Annotated in this window: 12 protein-coding genes; 8 read left to right on the forward strand and 4 right to left on the reverse strand. The window is 54.0% G+C overall.

All coding sequences use genetic code 11. From position 1 onward, the window contains the following. Positions 1–312: 312 nt before the first annotated feature. Positions 313–1,863, reverse strand: coding sequence for an alanine/glycine:cation symporter family protein (locus tag OB13_RS19120; RefSeq protein WP_461491783.1), 1,551 nt, complete (start codon positions 1,861–1,863; stop codon positions 313–315). 181 nt (positions 1,864–2,044) lie between these two features. Here OB13_RS19120 and OB13_RS19125 point away from each other — a divergent pair, with 181 nt between their 5' ends. The 6 genes from OB13_RS19125 to OB13_RS19150 all read left to right on the forward strand — a co-directional run bounded on the left by OB13_RS19125 (position 2,045) and on the right by OB13_RS19150 (position 6,549). Next, a complete protein-coding gene (locus OB13_RS19125) occupies positions 2,045–2,668 on the forward strand; it encodes a peptidylprolyl isomerase (protein WP_461491784.1) in 624 nt (207 codons plus the stop codon). Between the two features lie 14 nt (positions 2,669–2,682). Further along, the gene (locus OB13_RS19130) at positions 2,683–3,588 is read left to right on the forward strand and encodes an SDR family oxidoreductase (RefSeq protein ID WP_461491785.1); all 906 of its coding nucleotides are present in this window, start codon (positions 2,683–2,685) and stop codon (positions 3,586–3,588) included. A 180-nt stretch (positions 3,589–3,768) separates the two neighbouring features. Further along, a complete protein-coding gene (locus tag OB13_RS19135; RefSeq protein ID WP_461491786.1) occupies positions 3,769–5,421 on the forward strand; it encodes a sodium-dependent transporter in 1,653 nt (550 codons plus the stop codon). Positions 5,422–5,427: 6 nt separating this feature from the next. Continuing rightward, positions 5,428–5,592 (forward strand): hypothetical protein, encoded by a 165-nt coding sequence (locus tag OB13_RS19140; RefSeq protein ID WP_461491787.1) that lies wholly within the window; start codon positions 5,428–5,430, stop codon positions 5,590–5,592. A gap of 4 nt (positions 5,593–5,596) precedes the next feature. Next, positions 5,597–5,878 (forward strand): hypothetical protein, encoded by a 282-nt coding sequence (locus OB13_RS19145; RefSeq protein ID WP_461491788.1) that lies wholly within the window; start codon positions 5,597–5,599, stop codon positions 5,876–5,878. A gap of 38 nt (positions 5,879–5,916) precedes the next feature. After that, the gene (locus OB13_RS19150) at positions 5,917–6,549 is read left to right on the forward strand and encodes a ComEA family DNA-binding protein (protein ID WP_461491789.1); all 633 of its coding nucleotides are present in this window, start codon (positions 5,917–5,919) and stop codon (positions 6,547–6,549) included. Positions 6,550–6,745: 196 nt separating this feature from the next. On the opposite strand, the gene OB13_RS19155 is transcribed toward OB13_RS19150, so the two are convergent. The 3 genes from OB13_RS19155 to OB13_RS19165 form a co-directional block, all read right to left on the reverse strand. Further along, on the reverse strand, positions 6,746–7,228 hold the full coding sequence (locus OB13_RS19155) for an NUDIX hydrolase (protein ID WP_461491790.1): 483 nt from the start codon (positions 7,226–7,228) through the stop codon (positions 6,746–6,748). 25 nt (positions 7,229–7,253) lie between these two features. Then, complete coding sequence (locus OB13_RS19160; protein ID WP_461491791.1) at positions 7,254–8,342, reverse strand: alpha/beta hydrolase family protein; 1,089 nt, start codon at positions 8,340–8,342, stop codon at positions 7,254–7,256. A 213-nt stretch (positions 8,343–8,555) separates the two neighbouring features. Next, positions 8,556–9,272, reverse strand: a complete 717-nt coding sequence (locus OB13_RS19165; RefSeq protein WP_461491792.1) for a hypothetical protein — start codon at positions 9,270–9,272, stop codon at positions 8,556–8,558. A 237-nt stretch (positions 9,273–9,509) separates the two neighbouring features. Here OB13_RS19165 and OB13_RS19170 point away from each other — a divergent pair, with 237 nt between their 5' ends. Further along, complete coding sequence (locus OB13_RS19170; RefSeq protein WP_461491793.1) at positions 9,510–13,466, forward strand: AAA domain-containing protein; 3,957 nt, start codon at positions 9,510–9,512, stop codon at positions 13,464–13,466. 94 nt (positions 13,467–13,560) lie between these two features. After that, on the forward strand, positions 13,561–14,418 hold the full coding sequence (locus OB13_RS19175) for a hypothetical protein (RefSeq protein WP_461491794.1): 858 nt from the start codon (positions 13,561–13,563) through the stop codon (positions 14,416–14,418). The last annotated feature ends 111 nt before the right edge of the window (positions 14,419–14,529 follow it).

Consider the following 14,529-nt stretch of genomic DNA (forward strand, 5'->3'; position numbering starts at 1 on the left):
ATGCCTGCGATGAAATAACAATTGGAGCTCTATCAACAGCAGGCTCCCTTCCTTAGACGAGGAGGGGTAGGGGTGGTTGGACCCGGAGAGCTGCTTTTATATCTTGATCAACTTGCAGTGCCTGCTGCTATCGAATTTCTCCCAGTACTTGAATGGGGGGTAGGGGCCCTCAATAAAGACAAGGGGAGTCTGACCCGGTAAAGCCATTACATTATCAGCATCGACAGATAATCTTACTGCCATTCCATCATAAACAAAAAGGCAGCCTGCTGGGAAGCAGGCTGCCTTTCTTATTGGAGGAGAGTATAACGCTTATACCTTCACTCTATTCTCTTCTATGGCTTCCTCCGAGAGTGGCTGTTTGTCTTCAGACCTGGCGTAGCTGAGGAAATCGTTCATGTCTCTTTTTACACCAGGAGCCAGCAGGTAGAGGCCTATCAGGTTAGGGATCGCCATAGCAAAGAGCATGGCATCTGAAAAGGCAATCACGTTGCCCAACTGCATCGAAGCACCTAACACAACGAAGGCACAGAAAATAACTTTAAAGCTCACATCGGCTGTCCGATTGTTACCAAAAAGGTAAGTCCAGGATTTAAGGCCGTAGTAGGACCAGGTGATCATGGTAGAGAAGGCGAAAAGGATAACGGCCGCAGCCAGTACCAATGGAAACCAACTGATCACAGTAGCAAAAGAAGCGGATGTCAATGCGATGCCATCTCCGGAGTCAATCGTGTAAGTACCTGTCACAACAATCACCAGAGCCGTCATGGTACACACGACTACGGTATCTACAAAAGGCTCCAGGGATGCAACAAAACCTTCCGTCACGGGTACTCTTGTCTTCACGGCTGAGTGTGCGATGGAAGCAGAACCTATACCGGCTTCATTGGAAAACACCCCCCGTCTCAGGCCCTGGATCATGCTGCCCACAATACCGCCGCCTACAGCGCTGCCCGTAAAGGCTCCTTCCAAAATGGCTACCAGGGCGGCCGGAAGTTGTGTGAAATGGGTTGCTATGACCACGAGGGAGGCCAGCACATAGATGCCACACATCAGCGGAACGATCTTCTCTGTCACCTTGGCGATGCTTTTCATGCCACCGATGATCACAAGTGCTACCAGCACCGCCATTACCAAGCCGAATATCCAGGCATTGCCGCCACCCACCATGGAATCAGAGCCGCCGGTCACCGCGATAAACTGCTGCGTGGCCTGGTTGATCTGGAACATATTGCCTGCTCCAAACGAACCGCCAATGCACATGAGCGCAAAGAAAACAGCCAGGAACCTGCCTGTTTTACTAAAACCTAATTCGCCCAGGCCTTTGCTCAGGTAATGCATCGGTCCGCCCGAAACGGTGCCGTCCGCATGTGTATCCCGGTACTTTACCCCCAGCGTACATTCTACAAACTTAGACGACATTCCCAGCAGCCCGGCCATGATCATCCAGAAAGTAGCACCTGGCCCACCGATGGAGATGGCAATGGCCACACCCGCTATATTGCCCAGCCCTACAGTGCCTGAAAGGGCTGCCGACAAAGCCTGGAAGTGAGAGACTTCACCCGGGGCATCAGCTTGGTTATACTTCCCCCGGACAATGTCCAACGAATATTTGAAGCCCCTGATATTGATAAAGCCTAAGTAGAACGTAAAGAATAATGCCCCTATCAACAGCCAGATCAGGATCAGGGGCAGGGAAATGTCATCGTTTACACGAAGTTCATAAAAGATAATGTCTGAGAGGAGTTGTGCGGTAGGGCCAACGGCCATATCAATTTGCTCATCTACAGACGGTTGTGCTTGGGCCAGCAGGCTGCTGCTTGCCGTAAAACAAGCAGCCAGGGAGATAATAGTTTTTTTCATGCAAAGGCAGGATTTTATGGAATTTAAATATAATCTTTCCTACCACATTTACAAAGTGAACTATAGAATAACGGTATTGGCAGCGGCGATACTCCGACCTCCGAAACCGCTTAAATTTGGAATAGAGCAAAAAAAGAGGAAACTTAAAGCCTGTTTTAGTAAATCCGGAACAATATTTAAAATGAAAAGCATACAACAACTCGTAGTCGCAGCAGCGATCGTCGTGCTGGCGCCGGCAGCGGCTTTTGCACAGAAGGTACCGAAAGGGAAAGACCAGCTCGTGACGGTTTCCACTGAGATGGGAGAAATGAAGCTGGTCCTGTTCGATGACACCCCCAGGCACAAGGAGAATTTTCTGAAGCTGGCCAAAGCAGGCTTCTACGACGGCACCACCTTTCACCGGGTGATAGATGGCTTTATGATCCAGGGCGGTGATCCCAAAACCAAGGAGGGCAACATGACCGGTATAGATTATACCATCCCGGCAGAGATACTGCCCAAGTATAAGCACAAGCGGGGCGCCGTGGCAGCTGCCCGTATGGGGGACCAGGTGAACCCGCAACGCGCTTCCAGCGGCTCCCAGTTCTACATCGTGGAAAACCATAACGGCACACCGCAACTGGATGAAGCCTATTCTGTATTTGGGCAGGTGGTAGACGGGCTCGAGGTGATCGACAAAATAGCGGCACAGCCAAAAGATGGCCGTGATCGCCCGCTTTCTGACATCAAAATGAAGGTGAAGGTAGAAGACGTGAAGAAGAAAAAGATTGCAAAGAAATACGGCTATACCTACAGCCCGAATTAATCTCCTCATAAAACATGAAAAAAATACTGATAACAGGCTCTAACGGTCTGCTGGGACAAAAACTGGCGGCACTGCTGCTACCACGTACGGATGTAGAACTGCTGGCCACCAGCCGCGGAGAAAACAAACTGGCCGAAGTGTTTCCAACCTTGCCCTTCGCTTCGATGGATGTCACCAACCGGGTGCAGGTAGAAGAGGTGGTGAGCCGGTTCAAGCCTACGCACATTATCCATACGGCTGCCATGACCAACGTGGACCAGTGTGAGACCGACCAGGAAGGAGCCCTGAAGCTAAACCGCGATGCCGTAGCATACCTGGTAGAAGCATGCGAAAGGCACGATGTGCACCTGGTTCACCTGTCGACCGACTTTATTTTTGATGGCGAAAGCGGCCCATACGATGAAGAAGCGGTGGCCAACCCCATCAGTTTCTATGGCGAAACGAAGCTCATGGCTGAAGAGATCGTCAAGAAGGCCAAATGCAAATGGGCCATCCTGCGCACCGTGCTGGTCTACGGAGTGGTGCATGACTATGGCCGTTCCAACATCGTGCTGTGGGTGCGCGACAGTCTGAGAGCGGGCAAAGTGCTCAAAGTGGTGGATGATCAGTTTAGAACACCAACTCTGGCAGAGGATCTGGCCATGGGCTGCTGGCTGGTCGTGGAGCAGGATGCAGAAGGTATCTACAACATATCGGGCAATGAAATGCTCACCCCTTACCAGATGGCGCTGATCGTAGCCGACTTCTTCAAGCTGGACAATTCACTCATTGACAAAGCAGATGCCAGCACCTTCTCACAACCTGCCAAGCGTCCGCCCCGCACCGGCTTTATTATCACCAAAGCCGAGAATATGCTGGGGTATACCCCGCACAGCTTCCTGGAAGGTATAGCGATGGTGGCAGAGCAGGCAGCCAATTAATGGCTCACTTTCAATTTATACTCAAATAAGAGGAGCATAACCAGACCTGATTGTATTAAAAATATTGAATTTAATATGGTTCCCTCAGAAGCATTGTTTAAATTGGAAGCTTTAAACCTTGATTATTCGTCTCTTACCCTAACTAAACTAATCTGAACCGATCAACTTTTACCCCTTTTTATGAGTGCTAACAAAGAATCATGGGGCTCCCGGGTGGGTCTCATTCTGGCTATGGCCGGCAACGCAGTGGGTCTTGGTAACTTTCTGCGGTTTCCGGTGCAAGCTGTGCAAAATGGCGGTGGAGCCTTCATTATACCGTATCTGGTCTGCTTCCTGGTAATGGGCATCCCGCTTCTCTGGATAGAATGGTCCATGGGCCGCTTCGGGGGTAAGTTCGGCCACCACTCCACCCCCTTCATCGTGGATACTATGCACAAGAACCGCCTGTGGAAATACATCGGTGTGTTCGGTATCTGGACCAACATCGCGGTAGCCTCTTATTATTGCTACATTGAGTCCTGGACGCTTTCCTACGTGGTGCACTCTGTGATAGGGACCTTCAATGGTATGGACCAGGATGCCGTTGCCGCGTTCTTCAACACCTACGTTAGCATTGGCGAATCCACCCTTGGTATTCCGTTGGAGTCTGTTGTGTTTTATGTGATATGCTTGCTGCTCAACACCTGGATCCTGTCTCAGGGACTGGCAGGTGGTGTGGAGCGCGTGGCCAAGGTAGGTATGCCACTTTTGATTCTGTTCGGCATGTTCCTGGCCTACAAAGGCTTCACGATTACCGCCGGTGAGGCCGGAGCCATCAACGACAGCTCCGTGGGCCTTAACTTCCTGTGGACGCCGGACTATACACAATTATGGTCGCCTACGGTATGGCTGGCAGCTGCCGGTCAGATATTCTTCACGCTTTCCGTAGGTATGGGTACTATTCATTGCTATGCTTCCTATGTGCGCTCCAAAGACGATATCGCCCTGAATGCGATGTCGGCCGGTTGGATGAACGAGTTCGTGGAAGTGGTGCTGGGCGCCTCTATCCTGATTCCGATCTCCATTGGTTACCTGGGCATTGACCGCGTAACGGAGTTGGTGCAGTCGGGTGGCCTGGGACTGGCCTTCAAGACGCTGCCGTTCCTGTTCACGCAGTGGGGCGAAGTGCTGGGAGCCGTAGCCGGTGTGATGTGGTTTGGGCTGTTATTCTTTGCCGGTATCACGTCTTCCCTGGCCATGGGTACGCCCTGGATGGGCTTCCTGCAGGATGAGTTCAACTGGGGCCGCAAGTCTGCCGCCTGGTCTTTCGGGTTGATTGTGTTGCTGCTGGGTATGCCTACGGTGCTGTTCTTCCACTACGGTGTGTTCGATGAGTATGACTACTGGGCCGGTACCGTGTCGCTGGTAGTGTTTGCTTTGTTTGAATCTATTCTGTTCGCGTGGGTGTTCGGTATAGACAAGGGCTGGCGGGAAATTATGTCCGGCTCGGATATCCAGGTGCCGAAAATCTACAAGTTCATTATCAAGTTCATCACCCCCTTGCTGTTGCTGTGGGTGTTCATCGGCTCGCTTATCACGCCCAAAGGAGGCGATTGGGGAGCGGCATTCAGCGGTGAGTGGATACTGGATGACAGTTCCATCATCAACAAGCTGAAGAATACCTCCCTCAAGCGCCAGCTCGCGGAAGCAACCGACCCGGCTGTGCTGGAGCATCTGCAGGATACGCTGTTCTTTGTGAATGCATCCCGTATACTGTTGGTGGTGGTGTTCCTGAGCATCGCCGGTTTGGTATACATAGCCTACAAAAAAAGAGTTAGAGAAGGAAGAATTTAAGAAACTATGAATACATCTGCACTTATTATCATGCTTACCACGATGTCCCTCGTGACCGGACTGACCATATTCTTCTTCTGGAAGGTATTGAACGCGCCGGCAAGGCCTGAACCGGATTCCTACCTCGACAACGACGACGAGCTGGAGCGGCAGGGGCCTGGGGTTAAATAACCGTATGAGAAAACTGAGGTACTGGATACGGCGCCACTTTGGCTTTTCACAGCGTGAAGTGAACGCGTTTTTGGTGCTCATTGGCTTAATGGTGCTGCTTACGGCAGCACCATTGCTATTTAAGTGGTTGTCACGGCCGGATACGGATTCATTCGGCAGCCAGAGCGACCGGCAGGTACTCGATAGCCTGGTGGCAGACTGGAGGCAAAGCAGCCACCCACCCGGGAGAAGCGGCAGTTTGGGGTACCGGCTGTCGCTCTGCGGCCCTTCAACCCCAACCACCTGACCGAGGAGCAATGGCAGGCTTTTGGGGTGCCCAAGTACATGGCCAAACGTATTCTCAACTACCGCAATAAAGTGGGTGACTTCACTTACAAAGCGGAGTTGGGAAGAATCTATGACTTTCCGGACTCTACCTTTCAACGGCTATACCCCTACATCCAGCTCCCCGAAACCAGGCCTGACAGGTATAGCCGCACTAAAGGCACGGCCGTCAGGGCGCGCACTGCATCGGGCCCGAACTATACCTATACCCGGGAGCGGGAACGGTTCATTCTGGCGCCCTTCAACATCAACTCTGCCGATACCACAGCGCTAAAGCAGATCAGAGGAATCGGCAGCAAGTTGTCTGCGCGGATCGTCAAGTACAGGGACGGGCTGGGCGGCTTCCACAGTATGGCGCAGCTGAAAGAGGTATACGGACTGCCTCCCGCCGTCGTCGACAGCCTGGACAAGTATACCTTCGTGGCCAAATCCAACACCATCCGGCAGCTGTCGCTCAACCAGGCTACTGCCAACGAGCTGAAAGCGCACCCCTACATCAGCTCCAACGTGGCCCGGGCCATCGTAGCCTACCGGGAGCAGCACGGACCCTACCGGCAGATAGAGGACATCCGGCAGATAAAACTGGTGACGCAGGAGTTGTTTGAGAAGCTGCAGCCCTATCTGGTATTGTAGGTATAAGAAGGTTTTGTAGGGACAGGTCGCGACCTGTCCGAAGCGTGCACCAGGTATAGGTATAGCTGCCAGAGCTGCCAGCCAAGACTTCGTGGTGTGCACAGCTCCCGCAAGGGTCTCGTGTAGTAAATAGGATAGGATGCAGATTGTACTGAAATCAGTAAATACAGGACACCTCTGTAGGTATAGGTATAGCTCAGATCTCGAAAGCACCAATCAGCCGTTCGGCCTTTTCCAGCACCAGGCGCTCGCTTTTAAAAGCTAGCATCCGCTTTGCTTCCGGCAGGCTTGCCCAGCGGGCCTCGTTCACCTCCCAGTCGTGTTTACTGATGTCGCCTGACTGGTACTGCATGAGAAAGAAGTGCACGAACTTGTGGAACCGTACCCGCTGCGTTCCTTTATTGCCGACATACCAGTACTCGATCATATCGATTTTTTCCAGCAGCGTGGCGGTGATACCGGCCTCTTCCTGAACTTCCCGCACAGACGTTACCTCGGGCGTCTCGCCCGGGTCCACGATCCCTTTGGGCAGCTGCCACCGGGCAGGTTTGCCAACAGAAATCAACGCTACCTCCACACCGGCGGACGTGTTTCGAAAAACCAGCCCGCCCGAAGAGATCTGTTCCAGCGTTGGCAGGCCGGCTTTTTGAGGAGTTCCGTGCTGAGGATCTTCGGGCATACTGTTAAATTTTGAGAACAGCTTACTAATGACCAGCCACAGGGGGAGCGGCAGGAGGCATTTTCTTCTGCTGCTCATTGAGCCACAGCAGGCCCGGGTTGTAGGCCATATCGTGCACACCCACAAACAGCACCAGCCGGACATTGGCCGATTCCCGTTCGAACACGACCTTCGGATCTTTTGCCCCAAAATACTTATCACGGTTTGTGGCGCCTTCCATCCCTTCCGGAATCGCCTGCTCTTTGAGGATGTAATCTATATCCTTCTGAGCAATCGTATCTGCGGGGTTGGCCAGTAGGTTATAGCCCCTGATCGAATGGTCGGGCGGCACCAGCACATCATTTGTGCCGTGGGCCAGAAAGATGGGTACGTCCTTGGCGTTGTGGATGTAGGTGACAGGACTTCGGCGCATGCACTCCGCCGCGGCCGCAGTGCCGGGCAGCGGCTCGCCTCCGCAGGCGGCCACTACGTGCCGGTTGTAGTCGCGGTGCGGGTAGTACTGGCTGAAAGCATACCAATCTACCAGGTCAAAAACCGGTACCCAGGCCACCACGCCCGCCCAGATCTCGGGGTGCCTGCCGGCAGCCACCAGTGCTGTCATGGCCCCGCCGGATGAACCCAGAATGTAGATGCGCGAGGTGTCAATATCAGCGTGCTGCTTGGCGTAATTCACCGCGTCCACGATGTCCTGTATGGCCAGGTCAGAGGCCACGGCCTCCGGATTGTCGAACTTGCCCCGGTAGTTGGGGTGGATGAAAGCCCAATCATATTCCTTCGACCAGAGTGCGAACGGGATGCTCTTTATCTGCAGGTACTCGCTGCTCCAGCTGTGCAGCATAACCAGCAAGGGCCTTTTGCCGGTGGTTTCGGAGGTATAGAAAAGCGCAGGCTGCTCCTTGCCATCCAGTGTAGACTTGATGCTGATCTTTTGGATTTCCGGAACCTGTTGCTTCCATTTTTCTAAACTTTCATCGGTAAACTTGGAGGGGTAAGCTTTGGTGGTCGTGTATTGGTCCATGCGGTCAACGGCCTTTTCTTCCCGTTCCTTTCTGCAGGAAGTGAGAAGTGCCAGCGTACTCAGCAGACAAAAAATCAGAGAGAGGTAGTGTTTCATTTTTAAGCTTTTCGGGCAATGGCAGATGCAGGCGGCTGTCGGGTATTTGCTAACAACTCCAAACAAACTCAAATGTTGTCCTGAAAGTAAGTAGCATTAAAAAGCCAGCCAAAATGGCGCAAACTGATATACCATACGGGTATAGCTTCAGAATGGATGAAGCCTTGCGACCATTCACGGAAGCAGGTAAGGTAGCAGGGGCAGCCCAAGCGTTTAGTCTTGTTTTGCGCTGGATCTGTTGCAAGGTAGCAGGAAAGCAAAGAATATAAAACAGGCCAGCACGAACTCCTGCACTTCCCATTTCCTATCCTGCTCAATCAGCAACAGACTAAAAAAGGATAACAGGTAAAGGAGGCTCTGGGTCGTGGTAGGAATGGGCAGGGCAATCTTGTCGACCAGGTTCCTGAACCAGGCATTGCGGCGGTACAAGGCCGGGAAAGCCAGGAAATAAAGGAAGGCGCCAGTATAAAGGCCTGCACTGAAAATGAGCCTGTTCAGGCTGATGTCCCGGATCTGAATGTTGTGCAGGCTAAACTCGTTCTGGTTGTTGATCTTCTGTAATTCTTCAGGGGTATCAAAACCGAGGATCCGCTGGCCCCAGGATATTTCTTCTCCGAAGCCAAAAAAGAAGACAAGAGCAGCTACCGAAAAGAAAACCACCGGGATCCTGCGCTTGCCGGACAAGGCTTTGTATAGACACCAAAAAGAAGTCATCAGCAGCAGGAAAGCCGTCGTTAGCTCAATGTATCCGTCCTCGGTCGTATAGGCCCGGTAAAGCTCTATATCGGTATACGACCATAGGATGGCCAGCAGCACATGTACCAGGGCGAGGGTATACAGAAACGCTTTCAGCAGAACATGCCTGTCTGCAGAAGCCGGGGCGAGCGTGCCGGGCCCGGGAAGCGGGATAATTTTTTTGATGAAAGCCATCCGTATGCGATTTATGGCCTGAAGTGTTTGCTGTTCCTGATAACCCGTTTTCGAATAACCCTGAGAGGGGACGTGGACGTTTTTTAATGTACGCATGCGGAGGCGGATGGATGGCTCCCTTAAGCAGGAAAAACTACCAGTTACCCGAACTCTTCTATCAAATCAGCTTAAATCCTGTTAACTTGCTTTATGCAATAGACTATCATAAGCGGAAAGCCGTTTACGAAGCAGACATCTATGAAATCCATCCTCAAAAGTTACCGGCACCGATTGCTCAACCTGAGCTCTGGCAACAGAGCGCTGTTGCTGCTGCGCCTGTCGCGGGAGCTGCACCTGGATGTGGAGGAACTGGATTTCATGAACAGCAAGCCGGCTTTCGGCATAGTGGAGAAGCTGATCTCCGGGAAAAAGAAGGTGGTGCTGGCTCCCTATGCCGATAGCCGTTATGCGCCGGTAGCGCCATTGAGCCGGCGGCTGCGCTACATCCGGCGCAAAGCCGAAATGATCTTTGAAGAGCGCGGCAGCCACGAGCTATACCTGGGATGGCCGTTTGTGCATGGCAGATTTTCGGATGGAACGGCCGTGCGTTGCCCGCTGCTGTTTTTCCCGGTGCAGCTGCAGGTTAACGCGGCGCAGGAGTGGGAACTGGTGCCCGACGAATCGCAGGCGCCGCAGTTTAACCAGAGTTTTGTGCTGGCCTATGCGCATTACATGGGCACCCCTTTGGCCGAACCGCTGCTCGAGCTGGACCTGAGCACCTTGCCAACCCATCCACTGGAATTTCGCACGCAGGTATACGAGCTGCTGAAAGAGCAGCAACTGGGCGTGCATGCCGGGCGGGAATTTTTTGCTGACAAACTCAAGCCTTTCCGGGATTACAAAAAAGCCGATTACGAAGCAGAACTCAAGCCCGGGCAACTGTACCTGGAGCAGGAAGCGGTGTTGGGCATTTATCCCCAGGCCGCATCGTACCTGCTGGCAGATTACGACGAATTGCTGGAGCAGGACGGGCTGCAGGAGATGGAAGATCTGTTTGCCGTACCGGAAGCCAACTTAAACCAGGCGGCACAGGCCCAGCATACCTTCACCGTTTTTGCCCTGGATGCCTCCCAGGAGGTGGCGCTGCAGCAGGTGAAGCAGGGCAAATCGCTGGTGGTGCAGGGGCCTCCGGGTACCGGAAAGTCGCAGCTCATCTGTAACCTGGTGTCGGATTTTACGGCGCGGGGCAAGCGGGTGCTGGTCGTGAGCCAGAAGCGGGCGGCGCTGGATGTGGTGCACCAGCGGCTTTCTTCCAAAGGACTGGGTGTTTTTGCCGCGCTTGTGCACGACATCAACGCCGACCGCAAAAGTGTCTACCAGCAACTCCTGTTGCAGATCGAGCAGCTGGACGAGTACAAAAGACAAAACCTCGCCCTCAACAGCATCTACACCGATCGCACCTTCCTGGAAGTGAGCCGGGGTATCAACGTATGCCTGCAAAAGCTGCAGGCCTTTAAGCACGCTTTGTTTGACGGTAGCCGCAGTGGCTGGTCACCCAAGGAGCTATACCTGCGCAGCCGTCTGGACCAGCCGCACATTCCCCTTGCATCCGTCTTCAAAAACTTCACGGCCGGCACGGTGGCCGATTTCCTGCCCCGGCTACGGCCCTACCTGCAGCAGGCGATCCTCTACGATCAGCCTGACTTTGTGTGGAAGGAGCGCCATAACCTGAAGGACTACGGCTGGCCGCAGCGGCAGGAACTGGAGCAGGTCATCCGGCAACTGCCCGAGCAGTACCAGCAACTGCAGCAGCAGATAAGCGACCTTAGTGGCAATGGTTTTACTTTGGAGGAGCTGTCAAGGTATAAGCACGCGCTGCCCAACATGGCGCAGGTGCAGCAACTGCTCGCAGAAGAAGGCGTGCAGGAAGTGCTCTACCCGCTGCTGCAGAAGCAGGCACAGGCAGCCGAACTGGAGCAGCAGGTACAACAGCTGAAGGCGCTATACCTGGTTTGCCCGGCACCGGATGCCGCCATTCCGGTAGAGCAGCTGGTTGTGGTCAAGGCAGCAGTGGCCGCCTACGAGGAGCAGCGTGGCGATTTTCTCAAACGGATCGGCTGGTTCTTTTCGCAGGATAAAAAAATACTGAAAGAAGCCTTAGGCAAGTATAAGCAGGAGCTGACGGATGCCGGAGTTGGCGAGCTGCAGCGACGGCTGCAGCTACGGGAGCAGGCAGTGGAGCTGATCCGGGTCATTAACAAAAGCATACATTACCACCTCCGGATAGAAGACCTGCCAAGTCCTATGCTGCAGAAGTTACAGGTCATCGAGCAGGCCCTGACAGCACAGAAGCTACTGCAGCAACTGCACCGGGACCAGGTCCTGCACGAGAAACTTCCGTTGCAGGTGAAGCTGCAGGAGCACCTGCCCGTTCTCACCCAGGCGATAGGTACATTTGAAACAAAGTATGCCTATTGGGAAAAGTGGCTCCCCAAAACGCAGATAGCGCAGCTACTAACGGATGCACAGCATGGCCCAGCTTTACTGCAGGCGCTTCAGCAGCACTTCGAGCCGATCGTCGCTCATGATGCTTTGCGGGCTTCCTTTACGGCAGCAGAGCAGGAGGTAGCACGGCTGCTTCTGAAGCAACCTACCGCTTCTGCCGAAGAAAGTGAGGCCTTGTTTCTCAACAGCCTGTACCTGTCCTGGCTTTACGAACTCGAAGCGCTGCACCCGGAGCTGCGCATGCCAGGCAGCGGAGAACTGGAACGCCTGGAAACCGAACTGCAGCAACTGTTGGAGCAAAAACAGCAGTTGAGCCAGGAAATCGTTCTCTCGCGGCTGCGCGAGCAGACCTACCACGACATGGAATTCAACCGCCTCGGCAATGCTGTGACGTACCGGAGGCTGCATGCGCAGGTGAGTAAAAAAAGAAGCCTATACCCGATCCGCAAACTCTTTTCGCTTTTCAGAGAAGAGATACTCGACCTGGTGCCGTGCTGGCTGGCCTCGCCCGAAACAGTATCGGCAGTGCTGCCGCTGGAGCGTTGCTTTGACCTCGTCATATTTGACGAAGCCTCGCAATGCTTTGCCGAGTCCGGTATACCGGCCATGCTGCGGGGACAGCAGGTGGTGGTCGCCGGCGATGAGCAGCAGCTCAGGCCATCGGACCTCTACCGTGCCCGCTGGAGTGCCGCCGGCGACGAAGAAGTGGAGGAACTGTCGGCAGAGTCGCTGCTGCAGCTGTGCAGCCTGTACCTGCCCCAGACCATGCTTACGCAGCATTACCGCAGCCGCTACCCCGAACTGATCGATTTTTCAAACCGCTATTTCTACCGCCAGAAGCTGGAGCTCATACCGGAGCTGCAGGATGCCAATGCCCGCCAGCCTGCCATCCAGTTTGTGAAAGTGCAGGGACTCTGGCAGGACAACGCCAACCTGCCGGAAGCAGAAAAAGTCGTAGAACTGGTGCTTCAGCTACTGCAGGACGGCCAGGAAGAAATCGGGGTGATCACCTTCAACTACAACCAGCAAATGCTGGTACAGGACCTGCTGGAGGACAGGGCACGGGCGCAAGGTATAGCCGTGCCGCCGGCCGTGCTGGTCAAGAACATCGAGAACATGCAGGGCGACGAAAAGGAAGTCATTATTTTGTCGGTAGGATATGCGCCGGATGCCAAGGAGAAGCTGACGATGCACTTTGGCAGCCTGAACCAGGCAGGCGGGGAGAACCGGCTGAATGTAGCCATTACGCGGGCAAAACAGCAGGTGGTCGTCGTGAGCAGCATACGGGCCGAGCAGCTGCAGGTAGAGAACACCTTGCACCTGGGTCCAAAACTACTGCGGGAGTACCTGCACTACGCCCAGCAGGTAAGCCGCCGCTACTTTGCATATAATCCGAAGCAGGCGCACATGCCGGCGCAGGTTCCTTTGCTGAAAGAGCGCCTGACGCAGGAGGTGCCACAACTCCAGGCGCAGGTGCCTTTTGCCGATCTTACCTGGGCGCAGGACGGCGCATACAAATGCGTAGTGCTGACCGATGATGACCTCTACTATAGCCAGCTTTCTGTACGCCATTCCCATTCGGATATCCCCCTACTGTTGCAGCAGCGCCACTGGCCGTACCAACGGGTATACAGCCGCCAGTTCTGGGCAGATAAAGAGGCGGTGATGGGGAAGCTAGAGAGTTTGAGAGTCTCGAGTTCTGAGTTATGAGTCTTGAGTTAGAAGATGTGTAGGGACAGGTCGCGACCTGTCCGAATCGTGCACGAGCAACAATTAAGCAATTCAACAATCAACCATCCAGTAGATGCTCATCAAGCTATTCACCCTGTACGTATACCTGCAAACGGCCGTCTGCGGCTGCGTCTCCGACAGGCGCAACAGTGATTTTGAAAGGCTGCGGAAAGACTACAAGGTGAAGGTTCAGCGGATCGGGCATCTCGATACCCGCATCAAGGAAAGCTCCGGTCTGGCCCGTGCTTCCGACAGCACGTACTGGACGCATCCCGACAGCGGTCTCCCGGCGGAGCTATACCTGTTCGACCTGTCCGGAGAGTTGCTGCAGACCGTGCCGCTGCCACTCCCCAACCGGGACTGGGAAGACCTGGCCCAGGACAATCAGGGCAATCTCTACATCGGGGACTTTGGCAACAACGCCAACACGCGCCACGACCTGCGGGTATTCAAAGTAGGGCAGGAGGCAAGGAATGTGCAGGACACGATCCGCTTCCGCTTCGCGGACCAGTCTGAATTTCCACCTGCTACGCAGCAGCGACACTACGATCTGGAAGCCTTCTTCTACAGGTCCGACAGTCTGTATCTTTTCTCTAAAAGCCGCGCCCGCAAAAGGATAACCAGGAGGTATAGCCTGCCTGCCACAAGCGGAAACTATACCTTGCAGCCGCAGGAGGAGCTCCGGGTACAGTCGGCCATTACAGCAGCGGACGGTGCCCCGGATGGCAAAGCGTTTGCGCTGCTGGGCTACGGTCGCCTATACCTGTTTGAGCCCGAGCAGCAGGCGGTTACCTTCAGCGGAAAACGGTATTGCCTTCCGCTGGGGCGTACAGGTCAGGCAGAAGGAGTGCTATACCTGTCCGATACGCAGTTGCTGATCAGCAACGAAAAAGGCAGGCTATACCTGGTTAGCTTCGTGTCTAAGAAGTAGTGCCTGCGGCATGATCAGCCCCTTTTGTTAACTTATTGGCCCGCATTTCAGTTAGAGATAGTAGCAGGAGGTATTGCGCCAAGCCGCGGATACCGGAATGCTACACAACCT

Source organism: Pontibacter sp. HJ8, from assembly GCF_054824225.1.

What these genes read in the sequence shown, in the direction of transcription:
- OB13_RS19120 (WP_461491783.1), bottom strand. Translation starts at nt 1,863, where the DNA reads ATGAAAAAAACTATTATCTCCCTGGCTGCTTGTTTTACGGCAAGCAGC.
- OB13_RS19125 (WP_461491784.1), top strand. Translation starts at nt 2,045, where the DNA reads ATGAAAAGCATACAACAACTCGTAGTCGCAGCAGCGATCGTCGTGCTG.
- OB13_RS19130 (WP_461491785.1), top strand. Translation starts at nt 2,683, where the DNA reads ATGAAAAAAATACTGATAACAGGCTCTAACGGTCTGCTGGGACAAAAA.
- OB13_RS19135 (WP_461491786.1), top strand. Translation starts at nt 3,769, where the DNA reads ATGAGTGCTAACAAAGAATCATGGGGCTCCCGGGTGGGTCTCATTCTG.
- OB13_RS19140 (WP_461491787.1), top strand. Translation starts at nt 5,428, where the DNA reads ATGAATACATCTGCACTTATTATCATGCTTACCACGATGTCCCTCGTG.
- OB13_RS19145 (WP_461491788.1), top strand. Translation starts at nt 5,597, where the DNA reads ATGAGAAAACTGAGGTACTGGATACGGCGCCACTTTGGCTTTTCACAG.
- OB13_RS19150 (WP_461491789.1), top strand. Translation starts at nt 5,917, where the DNA reads ATGGCCAAACGTATTCTCAACTACCGCAATAAAGTGGGTGACTTCACT.
- OB13_RS19155 (WP_461491790.1), bottom strand. Translation starts at nt 7,228, where the DNA reads ATGCCCGAAGATCCTCAGCACGGAACTCCTCAAAAAGCCGGCCTGCCA.
- OB13_RS19160 (WP_461491791.1), bottom strand. Translation starts at nt 8,342, where the DNA reads ATGAAACACTACCTCTCTCTGATTTTTTGTCTGCTGAGTACGCTGGCA.
- OB13_RS19165 (WP_461491792.1), bottom strand. Translation starts at nt 9,272, where the DNA reads ATGGCTTTCATCAAAAAAATTATCCCGCTTCCCGGGCCCGGCACGCTC.
- OB13_RS19170 (WP_461491793.1), top strand. Translation starts at nt 9,510, where the DNA reads ATGAAATCCATCCTCAAAAGTTACCGGCACCGATTGCTCAACCTGAGC.
- OB13_RS19175 (WP_461491794.1), top strand. Translation starts at nt 13,561, where the DNA reads ATGCTCATCAAGCTATTCACCCTGTACGTATACCTGCAAACGGCCGTC.